9 protein-coding genes and 1 riboswitch are annotated in these 12,884 nt (G+C 71.9%); of the genes, 5 read left to right on the forward strand and 4 right to left on the reverse strand.

The window, feature by feature from the left end; all coding sequences use genetic code 11:
• A partial coding sequence (locus AB0C36_RS22355) for a methylmalonyl-CoA mutase family protein (RefSeq protein ID WP_358356613.1) occupies positions 1–2,472 on the reverse strand: 2,472 nt, incomplete at its 3' end.
• A gap of 237 nt (positions 2,473–2,709) precedes the next feature.
• Between AB0C36_RS22355 and AB0C36_RS22360 the strand changes: the two genes are divergently transcribed.
• Positions 2,710–3,948: a hypothetical protein gene (locus AB0C36_RS22360; RefSeq protein WP_358356615.1), complete on the forward strand. Its 1,239-nt coding sequence runs from the start codon at positions 2,710–2,712 to the stop codon at positions 3,946–3,948.
• 129 nt (positions 3,949–4,077) lie between these two features.
• Here AB0C36_RS22360 and AB0C36_RS22365 read toward each other — a convergent pair whose 3' ends face one another.
• Both AB0C36_RS22365 and AB0C36_RS22370 read right to left on the reverse strand, forming a co-directional pair.
• Positions 4,078–4,836, reverse strand: a complete 759-nt coding sequence (locus AB0C36_RS22365) for a hypothetical protein (RefSeq protein ID WP_358356616.1) — start codon at positions 4,834–4,836, stop codon at positions 4,078–4,080.
• Positions 4,823–6,079 carry a PspC domain-containing protein gene (locus AB0C36_RS22370; RefSeq protein WP_358356618.1) on the reverse strand — a complete coding sequence of 419 codons (1,257 nt, stop codon included), beginning with the start codon at positions 6,077–6,079 and terminating at the stop codon, positions 4,823–4,825. The genes AB0C36_RS22365 and AB0C36_RS22370 overlap by 14 nt, the downstream gene beginning before the upstream one ends.
• Positions 6,080–6,289: 210 nt before the next feature.
• On the opposite strand from AB0C36_RS22370, the gene AB0C36_RS22375 reads away from it, so the two are divergent.
• Both AB0C36_RS22375 and AB0C36_RS22380 read left to right on the forward strand, forming a co-directional pair.
• Positions 6,290–7,567, forward strand: coding sequence for an ATP-binding protein (locus AB0C36_RS22375; RefSeq protein WP_358356620.1), 1,278 nt, complete (start codon positions 6,290–6,292; stop codon positions 7,565–7,567).
• A gap of 140 nt (positions 7,568–7,707) precedes the next feature.
• Positions 7,708–8,337: a LuxR C-terminal-related transcriptional regulator gene (locus AB0C36_RS22380; protein ID WP_358356667.1), complete on the forward strand. Its 630-nt coding sequence runs from the start codon at positions 7,708–7,710 to the stop codon at positions 8,335–8,337.
• Positions 8,338–8,479: 142 nt separating this feature from the next.
• On the opposite strand, the gene AB0C36_RS22385 is transcribed toward AB0C36_RS22380, so the two are convergent.
• Entirely contained in the window at positions 8,480–9,562 is a 1,083-nt protein-coding gene (locus tag AB0C36_RS22385) for a C40 family peptidase (protein WP_358356622.1), read from the reverse strand.
• An 8-nt stretch (positions 9,563–9,570) separates the two neighbouring features.
• Positions 9,571–9,707, reverse strand: a riboswitch (cyclic di-AMP (ydaO/yuaA leader).
• Between the two features lie 227 nt (positions 9,708–9,934).
• Between AB0C36_RS22385 and AB0C36_RS22390 the strand changes: the two genes are divergently transcribed.
• A complete protein-coding gene (locus AB0C36_RS22390) occupies positions 9,935–10,288 on the forward strand; it encodes a hypothetical protein (protein ID WP_358356624.1) in 354 nt (117 codons plus the stop codon).
• Between the two features lie 65 nt (positions 10,289–10,353).
• The gene (pcrA, locus tag AB0C36_RS22395) at positions 10,354–12,831 is read left to right on the forward strand and encodes a DNA helicase PcrA (RefSeq protein WP_358356626.1); all 2,478 of its coding nucleotides are present in this window, start codon (positions 10,354–10,356) and stop codon (positions 12,829–12,831) included.
• Positions 12,832–12,884 lie beyond the last annotated feature (53 nt).

Below are 12,884 nucleotides of genomic sequence, written 5' to 3' on the forward strand. Positions count from 1 at the left end.
CGCCCGGCCTGCGCCACCATGCCCTGGGCGGCCGCGGCCAGTTTCCGCCGGTCGGGGTACGTTGCTGAAGAAGAAGGAGAGGTTCGGCGCGAAGTCGTCGACGTCCATGCCGCGGGCGAGGTACGACTCGACGTACGTGAAGCCGTTCGCGAGGGTGAACGCGAGCTGGCTGATGGGGTTCGCACCGGCTTCGGCGATGTGGTAGCCGGAGATGGACACCGAGTAGAAGTTGCGGACGCGGTTGCGGATGAACCACTCCTGGATGTCCGCCATCATGCGCAGGCTGAACTCCGTGGAGAACAGGCAGGTGTTCTGGCCCTGGTCCTCCTTGAGGATGTCGGCCTGCACGGTGCCGCGTACGGTTGCCAGCGCCTTCGCCCGGATGTCGGCCGCCTCGGCCTCGGACGGCTCGCGGCCCTCGGCGTCCCGGAACTTGGCGAGTTCGGCGTCGACGACGGTGTTGAGGAAGAACGCCAGGATCGTCGGCGCCGGTCCGTTGATGGTCATCGAGACGGACGTGGAGGGCGCGGTGAGGTCGAAGCCGTCGTACAGCGCCTTCATGTCGTCGAGCGTCGCGACGGAGACGCCCGAGGTGCCGACCTTGCCGTAGATGTCCGGGCGTTCGTCGGGGTCGCGGCCGTACAGGGTGACCGAGTCGAAGGCCGTGGACAGCCGCGTGGCCTCGCCGTCGTGGGACAGCAGCTTGAAGCGGCGGTTGGTGCGGAACGGGTCGCCCTCGCCCGCGAACATCCGCGCCGGGTCCTCGCCGTCCCGCTTGAAGGGGAACACCCCCGCGGTGAACGGGAAGTGGCCCGGCAGGTTCTCCTCGCGCAGGAAGCGGAGCAGTTCGCCGTGGTCGGTGACGCGCGGCAGCGCGACGCGCCGGATGCGGTTGCCGGACAACGACTCGCGGGTCAGGGCGGTATGGATCTCGCGGTCCCGGACCCGCACCACCTGTTCGTCGCCCGAGTACGCCTCGACCGTCGCCGGCCAGGCCGCCAGCCGCTCCCGGGAGTCCGCCGTCACGGCCGCCTCCGCGTCGGCGTGCAGCGCGTCCACCGAGTCGACGGGGTCCGGGAGTTCGTCGCGGACCAGGGCGACGCGCTGGAGGCGGGCCGCGGCCGCCGACTGGGTACGCGTCTCCGCGTGGTAGCCGCGTACCGTCTCGGCGACCTCGGCCAGGTAGCGGGTGCGCGAGGCCGGGACGATGTGCGCCGCACCGGTGGAGGTACGCACCGAAACCGGCGTCAGCGCGCCCGGTTCCAGCGGCAGACCCTGTTCGGCGAGGCGTTCCGCGACGTGCTGGTACAGCGCCGTCACGCCGTCGTCGTTGAACGTCGCGGCGCTGGTGCCGAACACCGGCATGTCCTCGGGTCGGGAGCCGAACGCCTCGCGGTTGCGCACGAGTTGCCGCGACACGTCGCGCAGCGCGTCCTCCGCGCCGCGGCGCTCGAACTTGTTGATCGCGACGACGTCGGCGAAGTCCAGCATGTCGATCTTCTCGAGCTGGGAGGCGGCGCCGAACTCCGGGGTCATGACGTAGAGCGAGGTGTCGGCGTACTGCGTGACCGCCGCGTCGCCCTGCCCGATGCCCGGCGTCTCCAGGATCACCAGGTCGTAGCCGGCCGCCTTGCACACGTCGAGGAACTGCTCGATGCGCTCGGGGAGTTCACGGCCCGCGGCGCGCGTCGCGACGGACCGGAAGAACACCCGCTCGCCGTCGAGCGCGTTCATCCGGATGCGGTCGCCGAGCAGTGCGCCGCCGCCGCGCCGCCGGGTCGGGTCCACCGCGAGCACCGCGACGCGCAGCTTGTCCTGCTGGTCGGTGCGCAGGCGCCGGACGAGTTCGTCGGTGAGCGACGACTTGCCCGATCCGCCGGTGCCGGTGATGCCGAGGACCGGTACGCGCCGGTCGGCGGCCGCCGCGCGCACCGCCGCGAGGTCCGCGTCGGCCAGCCCGCGGTTCTCCACGACCGTCAGCGTGCGGGCCAGCGCGCCCCGGTCGCCGGCGAGGAGTGCGTCGAGGGCGGCGGGCCGCTCTGCGAGGTCGACGTCGCAGGCCTCGATCAGCGTGTTGATCATCCCGGCGAGGCCCAGGCGCTGGCCGTCCTCGGGGGAGAAGACCGTGACGCCCGACCGGGCCAGGCGGGAGATCTCCTCGGGGATGATGACGCCGCCACCGCCGCCGAACACCCGCACGTGGTCGGCGCCGCGTTCGCGCAGGGACTCGACCAGGTACTCGAAGTACTCGACGTGGCCGCCCTGGTACGAGCTGACCGCGACACCCTGGGCGTCCTCCTCCAGGGCCGCGTCGACGACCTCGCTCACCGACCTGTTGTGGCCGAGGTGCACCACCTCGGCGCCCTGCGACTGGAGGATCCGCCGCATGATGTTGATGGCCGCGTCGTGCCCGTCGAACAGGGCGGACGCGGTCACGAACCGCACGGGACGGGTCGGGACGTACAGGGCCACGGAAGCCTCCGACAACGCATGGGCGACGCACGGACAGATGCCTGGCCCCCAAGATACTAGGAAGTCCTACTATTGCCCAGGTTAAGCACAGTGGGGTCCGGGTGAACCGCGGGGTGGCCGCCGGGGAAATCCCGTACCCCACCGGCACCATCGGCACCTCCCGCATGCGGCAGAATGCCGCTGGCAGGTGCGATCACCGGACTCGGCGCGCCGCCGCTCCCAGGGGAGGGTTTCTCGATGGCGCACGGCGTCAGCGTGCACGGGCCGGACTGCCATTGCGTGGTCCGCGAGGAGTACCGGCGGGCCCACGAGGGCTTCGCCGAGGCACGGCGCGCGCTCGCCCGCCGCGAGGGGGTGCCGTCCGTCGTGGCGCCCTCCGATCCCGCCACCCGGCAGTGGATAGACGACGAACTCCGCTCGCGCTCGCAGGAGTTGGCGGTGAAGCGGCGGGCACACGGCCGCGCCGCGCTGCGGTTGCTTGGCACTCGCACGATCGCGTTCCTGTGGGGCGCCGTGGTGGTGCTCCTGGTCGTCGAGGCGCTCACCGCGATCGGCACCGGGTGGACGGTCACGCGTACCGCCGCCCTGGCCGCGGCCGTGGTGTCGACCGCGGTCCTGACCGGCGTCGCGTACTGGGCCCGTACGGGGGCCGGCCTCTACGCGCCGGTGCGGGGAGTCGACGGCCGCCTGTCGACGTCAAAGGCCGTCGCCGGGCTGTGGGCCGTAGCCCTCGCCTACACGTTCGCCTTCTTCGCGGTACGCCTGGCCGCGGCCTCCGACAGCGACGACCGCTCCGACCTGCTGGACAGCCTCGGCTCGGTGTCCGCCGACCAGATCGCGCTGTTCGCGGCGCCGCTGTTCGCCGCGGTCCTGGTACGCCGCGTCGTCGGCGACAAGGTCAACCGCCGCGTCCTGCAGAAGCCGCACTCCGACCGCGGACGCCTGCGGGACCTGGCGACCGACGACGCGGGCCGCAGCTCGCTCACCGACGCGCAGTACGTGCTGGTCAACCTCGTCGCCGTCGGCTTCGTCGTGGTCGGCCTGGCCCGCGACCCGGGCGCCCTGCCCGACATCCCGGCGACGCTCGTCGCCCTCGCGATGGTCTCGGTCGCGGTCTACGTCGTCGCCAAGCTGGTCGAGAACAACCGCCCGGTGATTCTCTCGGTCGTGCGCGTGCACGTGCCGGGGAACCTGGACACGGCGGTGCGGCAGGGCGACGACATCGAGATCCGGGGCGCCAACCTGGTCGGCGCCGGCGCCCAGGAGCCCGACCAACTCGCCCGCGTGGTCGTACGATTCGGCGCGGTGCACGTGTACGCGCCGCTCGTGCCGACGGAGACGGGGTTCGCCAACCCGTGCGACGCGGTGCTCGTCGTGCCGATCCCGGTGGACGTCGACCCCGGGCGGGTCGAACTGTGCGTCGTGACGGCGTCGGGCGTCGAGTCGAACCCGTACGAGATCGAAATCGCGGACTGACCCGAGGAACACCCAGGAACACGCTGGAACGCCCTGGGCCGCGCTGGAACACCCGGCAACGCCGAGATCCGCGGGCCGGCCCCGGCGAGAGGCCGAACCGCGGATCCCGACCGCGTTCTCGGGGCCTGATCAGCCCGCTTTGGTGAGGTCCACCGCGGACGCCTCGGCGTCCGCGGTCACGGCCCGTCGCCTGCGGCGTCCGGTGAGCATCGCCCAGACCGCGCCGACGAAGCCGGACGCGCCGACCCCGATCACCGCGAGAGCGAGCATCAGGCCGGGCCGGGCGTCCACCGCGTCGCCCGCGTCCAGCATGTACATCACGGCGATGGCCATGAAGATGGCGCCGGCGACCATGGCCATCGGGTCGAATCCGTGCCGGCGGGCGATGTCGCCCCGAGGGGAACGGGCGGAAGCGCCAAAGGACTTCGGCGCGGACGCGGACTCGGACGCGGACTCGGACGCGGCGAAGAAGGGTGCGGTGCTCCCGCTCAGGCCGCTCGTGCCCCTCGTGCCGCTCACGCCGGGGTCGCGCGGCAGCAGTCCCGGCCGCCAGTCGGGGTCTTCCACGGGTACGTGCGAGGTGGCGGGAGGTTCGGTCGCTGCGGACTGCTCGATGCCGAGCACCTTGGTCTCCTCCGAGTCGCGTTCCGGTGTGTCGTCGGGCGAGTCCACCGGCGGGTCGCCGTCGGCGTTCTCGGGCGTGCTCTCGTACGTGGTCTCGTGCCTGCTGTCGTCTGCGCTCTCGTACGTGCCCTCGCTGGTGTCCGCGCCCGTGCCCTCGTGCGTGTCTGCCGGGGTGGCGCCTGTGCTCGGTTCGCCGAGCGCCGCCTCGCGGGGCTCCGGCTCACGCGGTTCCGGCCCGCGCGGTTCCGGCTCACGGGGCTCCATAGAACACCTCCACGTTTCCGACGCCGACTCCCAGGTCGAGCGCGATCGTGCCGCGCGGCGGGCCGCCGTTCTCGGGCGGGAGGACCGCGTCGCGGTCCGGCCGGTAGCCGCTGCTGCTGCCGTTCGGAAGGTCGATGTTGCCGAGGTCGACGTCCGCCTCGATGATCACGCGCACGTCGTCGGGCAGGTAGATCTGCATGTTCCCGGCGCCCACGGTCGCCACCACGCGGACCGGTTCGGCCGGGTCGCGCCCGGTCAGGTCGAGCTCGGTGAGGTCGAGCCGCATCTCGCCGAACTTCATGCGGTACGGCGAACTCGCCGAGACCGTCTCCGCCGTCGCCGGGGTGATGGTCCGTTCCCCGCTGGGCCCGACGAACGGCACCGTGACCGCCGCGACCGCGCTCAGCAGCACCGCGACCGCGAAGGACGGCAGGATCAGCCACCGGCCGCCGCCGAAGAAGGTGCCGACCAGCATGCCGCCCGCGAGGATCGCGAGGACCACCGCCAGGGCCGCCTGCACCGAGATGTCGGCCGACGTCCCGGTGTCCAGCCACCACATGACCCCGCCCGCGACCGCGGCGAGCGACACCGTCGCCACCGCGATGTACGAGCGCGGCCTGCGCGGCTTCGGCTCCTGCGAAGGCGCCGGTCTGTCCGGGGACTTGCCGGTCGGCGCCCGCCACCACTTGGCGGGCCCGGGCGCCAGCGGCGGCCCGGGGGCCTGCGGCGCGTCGGCGACGGGAGGCGCCGCCGGCGGTACGCCCGCCGGCGGCGCGGTGGCCACGGTCTCGACACCCGCGGCCTTCAGGTTGCGCCGGGTGCTCTGCTGGGCGACGTACAGGATGATCGCGGCCACGATCAGCAGCGGCACCGCCCCGTCGAAGCCGTTGTCGATGTAGCTGAAGAAGACGCCGACGCCGATGCCGGTGAGCGCGATCGCCGGGATCGCGGCACCGATGCCGCGGCCGTTGAGCACCTCGCGTGCCAGGGGCGCCGTTTGGCCGTCGGCCGGCATCAGCAGCCAGCCCAGGCCGTACAGCAGCACACCGAGGCCGCCGAACAGGGCGAGCACCACGAACACCACCCGGAAGATCACCGGGTCGACGCCGAAGTGCCGGCCGAGACCGCCGCACACACCCGAGACCACGCGGTCGTGCGGCGGGCGGTGCAGCGGCGGATTCCCGCCGTCGCCCGTTTCGGCCCGCGGCGTGGTCCCGGTCGGGTGGGGGCTCGTCCCGCTCATGCCGGCACCTCGCTTGGCTCGGCGTCCGCATTCGCGGAACGCATTCCCCTGTTGATTCGGTCGTCCCGCTCGCTCATGCCTCCATCGTGCTGGCCTTGCGCGTGCGCGCCTATCAGGAGGGGCCCGGGTCGTACCCCGAGGCGACCCTGAGGGCGAATCAGGGTCGCACCCTGATGCGTCGCCGAGCCCGTGCGTGTGACGATCGGTCGTGTGACCTCAGCACCTCCTCCCGCCTCCCACGCGCAGACCTACCTGGGTTTCGAGCCCACGGTCGGCCGGTCGGCCCCCACGCTGTACCGCGACTCCTCGCGACGCATCGTCGCGGGCGTGGCGCGCGGACTGTCCCGGCACCTCGCGGTGGACGTGGTGTGGATCCGCGTCGGGTTCGTGGTGCTGACCCTCGGCGGCGGTCTCGGCATGGTGCTGTACGGCCTGCTGTGGCTCAACGTGCCCGAGGGCGGCGCGGAGGTACGCCAGGAACCGGCCGACGCCCGCGAGCGCAAGTCGCGCCACGCCGCCCTCGCCATCGTCACGGCGCTGCTGGCCTTCGCCCTCGTCATGGCCGTCGCCGGGGACGCCGGTTACCGGGGCGCGTGGGTGTGGCCGCTGCTGGTCGCGTCGGCCGGCGTGGCCCTGGTGTGGCGGCAGGCCGACGACGCGCAGCGCACCCGCTGGCTGTCGCTCGACGGGCGCAGCCGCACCGCCGGGATCGTGCGTACGGCCATCGGGCTCGTGGTCTTCGCGATCGGCATCGGCTTCTTCGTCGCCTACCGCGGCGGCCTGGGCGACGCGTTCGCGGCGCTGCGGGGCGCGGCGCTGCTGCTGTTCGGGCTGCTGGTGATCTTCGGGCCGTTCCTGCTCCGCCAGACGCGCGACCTGGGGGCGGAGCGCAGGGCACGCATCCGCGCGCAGGAGCGGGCCGAGGTGGCGGCCCATGTGCACGACTCCGTGCTGCACACGCTGACGCTGATCCAGCGGCACGTCGACGACCCGCGCGAGGTCGCCAAGCTCGCCCGCGCGCAGGAGCGCGAACTGCGCGCGTGGCTGTACCGGCCGGAGGGCGAGGAGCCCGACCGTACGTTCGCCGCCGCGCTGCGCCAGGAGGCCGCCGAGGTCGAGGACATGCACGGAGCCACCATCGAGATCGTGTCGGTCGGCGACTGCCCGGTGGACGAGCGCCTCGCCGCGCAACTGGCCGCCGCGCGCGAGGCGATGGTGAACGCCGCCAAGTACGCCTCGGGCGCGCCGGTCCAGGTGTTCGCGGAGGTCGAGGACACGATGGTGACGGTCTTCGTACGCGACAGCGGGCCCGGCTTCGACCCCGGTGCGCTGCCCGAGGACCGGCTCGGTGTGCGAGAGTCGATCCTCGGGCGCATGCGCCGCAACGGCGGTACCGCGGTGATCCGCAGCGAGCCCGGCGAAGGCACCGAGGTCGAGCTCGAGATGGCGCGCGGCGAGGCGGCGTCGAGGAACAGGAGCACCAAGTGAGCACCCAGGGCCCGCAGGACACCCCGCACACCCCCCGGCGAAGCACGCCGCAGAACCTGCCGCAGAACGCGCCGCACGACACGCCGCAGGATCCCCGGGAGGACGCCGAGGGCGCGGCGGCGGACGCGCCGGAACCGCGCGTGCGCGTCGTGCTGGTCGACGACCACCGCATGTTCCGCACCGGCGTGCGCGCCGAGATCGGCGAGGCCGTCGAGGTCGTCGGCGAGGCCGAGGACGTCGCGTCGGCGGTCTCGGTCGTCCACGCGACGATGCCCGAGGTCGTGCTGCTCGACGTGCACCTGCCCGGCGGGGGAGGCGTCGAGGTGCTGAAGCAGTGCGCCGGCCTGCAAGGCAGGGTGCGGTTCCTGGCGCTGTCGGTGTCGGACGCGGCCGAGGACGTCATCGGGGTCATCCGGGGCGGCGCCCGCGGCTATGTCACGAAATCCATCACCGGCGACGAACTCGTACGCGCCGTGGGCCGGGTGGCCGAGGGCGACGCGGTGTTCTCGCCGCGCCTGGCCGGCTTCGTGCTGGACGCGTTCTCGGCGACCGACGTACCGCCGATCGACGAGGACCTGGACCGGCTGACGCAGCGCGAGCGCGAGGTGCTGCGGCTGATCGCGCGCGGCTACGCGTACAAGGAGATCGCGCGGCGGCTGGTGATCTCGGTCAAGACGGTCGAGACGCATGTGTCGGCGGTGCTGCGGAAGTTGCAGCTGTCCAACCGGCACGAGCTGACCCGCTGGGCGACCGACCGCCGCCTGGTCTGACCGCGCGGCTGCCCGACGGCAGGGCCCGACGGCAGGGCCGGGCGCAGGACTGGGCGCAGGAGTGGGCGGCAGGACCCGAAACGACGCAGGCCCCCGATTCCGGAGCACCGGAATCAGGGCCTGCGGTACGTGGTGCGGCGGGTCAGCCCACGCGGCGCGCGGAGTGGAACGGCATCTCGGTGATCGGGGCCACCTTGATGACGGATCCCGGGCGAGGGGCGTGCACCATCTTGCCGTCGCCGATGTACATCCCGACGTGGCTGATGTCGGAGTAGAAGAAGATCAGGTCGCCCGGCTGGAGCTGGGACTTGGACACCGGGCTGCCGACCTTGACCTGGTCCCAGGTGGTACGCGGCAGCTTGACGTTCGCCTTCGCCCACGCGGCCTGCATGAGGCCGGAGCAGTCGAACGAGCTCGGCCCCGCCTTGCCCCAGCCGTACGGCTTGCCGCGCTGGTCCATCGCGAAGTCGACGGCGACCGCGGCGCGCCCGGAGGCCGGGACGTTCGGCAGCGGCTCTTCGGCCTCGGGCTTGTCGCGCCCGGCGCGGTCGTCGGTGCGCTCTTCGTCGGCGTGGTCGTTGGACTCCAGGACGGCCTGGCGCTCGGCCTCGGTGAGGGTGTTGAGCAGCGCCTGGGCCTTGTTGAGCTTCTCCTGGATCTCGTTCTTCTTGCCGTTGAGGTCCTTGCGCAGCGCGTCGAGGTCGGCGAGCTGCTGGGAGGCCTCGGCGCGGTCCTGCTGGAGCATGCGCGCCTGCGCGGCGATCTGTTCGAGGCGGGTGGCCTGCTGGCTGTCGATCTGGTCCAGCATCTGGGCCTTTTGGAGGTACATCGCGGGGTCGCCGCTCAGCGCGAGCTGGAGCTCGGGCGGCATGCCCCCGTTGCGGTACTCCTCGGCGGCTATGACACCGATCTGCTCGCGCAGCTGGTTCATCGCGGCCTGCTCCTCGGCGACGCGGGTCTGCGTCGCGTTGGACTCCTTCTGCAGCACCTCGACCTGCTCCTGGACGCCGTTGAAGACGTCCGTCGCCTTGGCGACCTCGCGGTGCAGCTGGTTGACCTGCTCCTGCACCTGCGCGGAGGTGGGCGCCGGGTCGGCGCTCGAGGTGCCGGCGAACGCCACTACACCGGTCATGGTCACGGCGGCGGTGGCGAGCGTGGCGGCACCCCTCGGGGCGCTGCGCGGCTTTATCCGGCGGTGCTGCGCGGGACGGCGATGAGACGCCACGAAAGCGTCACTCCTTCCTCGGCCGCCTACCGGGTTAGCTGACAGGCTCGGGCGGAAGAAGACGCCCTACGACTCCGGACTGGCGGGCCCGGACCCGATTCGCCTCGATGGGAACCTGGGTCCCCGGCTCCGGCTCGTGCTCCTCGGCCGTGGGGGCGGCCTCGGTACGTCGCCGGACTCGGCGGTGGCGGCCGTGCACTCCTGGTGGAGCACGGGGGTACGGCCGCCTGGCCGAGAACATTAGTCACAGGAGTGTCACGACCCCCAGCTTTCCGGGCCGCATTGCCAAGTCTTTACCTTGAGGGCCGTTTCATTGTCCGCTTTGTGATTTTTGTAGTCTCGGAGCGCCATCCCCACCGTGAGGAGCGTTTCGTGGACGTCGTCCGACAACTTCTGCTCGTCCTGCACATCATCGGGATCGGGTCCCTGCTCGGCGGCTTCCTCACCCAGATGAAGGGGATGAAGACCGGAGACGTCCGCATCAACCCCGCCATGACGCACGGCGCCCTCACGATGCTCGTCACCGGCATCGCGCTGGTCGGCGTCCGGCAGGCCGACGACCTCGACGTCGACAACACCAAGATCAGCGTCAAGCTCGCCATCCTCATCGGGATCCTGCTCATGGTGTGGACGAACCGCGCGAAGGAGCGCGTCGACGTGCAGATCTTCGGCGCCGTCGGCCTGCTCACCGTCGCGAACATCGTCATCGCCGTCATGTGGACCTGAGTTCGCCCCGGGCCGAGGCGGGCGGGCACCGGAACACCGCCCGCGGCTCGTAGACTCGGCAGACGATGAGCAAACTCTTCGACGACATGCCGCTGCCGGGGTTCGACGCCGAGATCCCGCCGCCCGCCGCCGAGCCGCTGCCGGACGACGCCCCGCCGCCGCCCGAGTACGACCCGGCTCCCGACGACCTGTTCGACGGCGACTACGCCCCGCCGACCGAGCCGTACGAGGGCCACTACCGCAACGGCGCCCGCAAGCCGGTGATCGATCCCGCGCGCCTGCTCGACGGCATGAACCCGCAGCAGCGCGCCGCGGTCGTCCACGAGGGCTCCCCGCTGCTCATCGTCGCGGGCGCCGGCTCCGGCAAGACCCGCGTGCTGACCCACCGCATCGCGTACCTCCTGGGCGCGCGCGGCGTGCACCCCGGCGAGATCCTCGCGATCACCTTCACCAACAAGGCCGCGGGCGAGATGAAGGAGCGCGTCGAGGCACTGGTCGGCCCGCGCGCCAAGGCCATGTGGGTCTCCACGTTCCACTCCTCGTGCGTGCGCATCCTGCGGCAGCAGTACAAGAAGCTCGGCCTCAGCTCGACCTTCTCCATCTACGACGCCGCCGACTCGCAGCGCCTCATGGCGATGGTGTGCCGCGACCTGGACCTCGACCCCAAGCAGCACCCCCCGCGCAAGTTCAACGCGCAGGTGTCGAACCTCAAGAACGAGCTCATCGACCCGGAGACCTACGCGTCCGGGACGCAGAACGACGCCGAGCGCAAGCTCGCCGAGGCGTACACGCTCTATCAGGCGCGCCTGCGGCAGGCCAACGCCCTCGACTTCGACGACCTCATCATGACCACGGTCAACCTGCTGCAGGCGTTCCCGGACGTCGCCGAGCACTACCGCCGCCGCTTCCGGCACGTCCTCGTCGACGAGTACCAGGACACCAACCACGCGCAGTACGTGCTGGTCCGCGAGCTCGTCGGCGGCGCCGCCGGGCACGGTCCCAAGCGCACCGTCGACGGCGACCTGGTCAACCCCGCCGAGGAGGGCCTGGCCGAGGTCCCGCCCGCCGAACTGTGCGTCGTGGGCGACGCCGACCAGTCCATCTACGCGTTTCGCGGTGCCACCATCCGCAACATCCTCGACTTCGAGTCGGACTACCCGAACGCCACGACGATCATGCTGGAGCAGAACTACCGCTCCACCCAGACGATCCTGACCGCCGCCAACGCGGTCATCGAGCGCAACAGCAACCGGCGCGCGAAGAACCTGTGGACCGACTCGGGGCAGGGCTCGACGATCACCGGCTACACGGCCGACGACGAGCACGCCGAGGCGCAGTTCATCGCCGACGAGATCGACCGGCTGACCGACACCGGCAAGATCACCCCCAGCCAGGTCGCGGTCTTCTACCGCACCAACGCGCAGTCGCGCGTGTTCGAAGAGGTCTTCATCCGCGTCGGACTGCCGTACAAGGTCGTCGGCGGCGTGCGCTTCTACGAGCGCAAGGAGGTCCGCGACGCGCTCGCGTACCTGCGGATACTCGCCAACCCCGACGACGTCGTCTCGCTGCGCCGCATCCTCAACGTGCCCAAGCGCGGCATCGGCGACCGCGCCGAGGCGTGCGTCGAGGTGCTGGCCGCGCGCGACCGCGTGCCGTTCGCGGACGCGCTGCGCCGGGCCCACGAGGCGCCGGGCATGGCGACCCGCTCGGCGAAGGCCGTCGCGGGCTTCGTGGCGCTGATCGACCAGCTCCGCACGGTCGTGGACGGCGGCGCCGGCCCCGCCACGGTCCTGGAGGCGGTACTCGAACAGACCGGCTACCTGGCCGAGTTGCAGGCGTCCACGGACCCGCAGGACGAGACGCGCATCGAGAACCTCCAGGAACTCGCGGCGGTCGCCCTGGAGTTCGAGCAGGCGCAGCCCGAGGGCACGCTCGCGGACTTCCTGGAGCAGGTGGCCCTGGTGGCCGACTCCGACCAGATCCCGGACGACGATGGCGGCGTGGTCACGCTGATGACGCTGCACACCGCGAAGGGCCTGGAGTTCCCGGTCGTGTTTCTGACCGGCCTGGAGGACGGCGTGTTCCCGCACATGCGGGCGCTCGGCAACACCAAGGAGCTGGAGGAGGAGCGGCGGCTCGCGTACGTCGGGATCACCCGGGCCCGCGAACGGCTGTACGTGACGCTGGCGAAGATCCGCAGCGCGTGGGGGGCGCCCGCGTACAACCCGCCCTCCCGGTTCCTTCAGGAGCTGCCCGAGAAGCTGGTCGAGTGGCGCAACAGCGCGCCGTCGGCGGCCCAGGCGCTGTCCGCCACCCGGACCACCCGTTCGGCGCCCTTGGGGCGTCTCAGCGGGCCGAGCCGCATCACCGACCGCGAGGTCGTCGCGCTCAAGCCGGGCGACCGCGTCACGCACGACAAGTTCGGCCTCGGCACCGTCGTCGCGACGCAGGGCGAGGGCGACAAGGCGCAGGCCACCATCGACTTCGGCGCCACCGGCACCAAGCAACTCCTGCTGCGCTACGCCCCGGTGGAGAAGCTGTAGGGGTACGCGACCCGCACACGCGAAACGGGGCCCGGTGGCGATGTCACCGGGCC

The sequence above is a fragment of the Streptodolium elevatio genome (assembly GCF_040649515.1).
Taxonomy (GTDB): domain Bacteria; phylum Actinomycetota; class Actinomycetes; order Streptomycetales; family Streptomycetaceae; genus Yinghuangia; species Yinghuangia elevatio.

Bases quoted from the DNA above. Each gene is read 5' to 3' on its own strand.
- pcrA (WP_358356626.1), top strand. From the start codon at position 10,354: ATGAGCAAACTCTTCGACGACATGCCGCTGCCGGGGTTCGACGCCGAG.
- AB0C36_RS22370 (WP_358356618.1), bottom strand. From the start codon at position 6,079: ATGAGCGGGACGAGCCCCCACCCGACCGGGACCACGCCGCGGGCCGAA.
- AB0C36_RS22360 (WP_358356615.1), top strand. From the start codon at position 2,710: ATGGCGCACGGCGTCAGCGTGCACGGGCCGGACTGCCATTGCGTGGTC.
- AB0C36_RS22365 (WP_358356616.1), bottom strand. From the start codon at position 4,836: ATGGAGCCCCGTGAGCCGGAACCGCGCGGGCCGGAACCGCGTGAGCCG.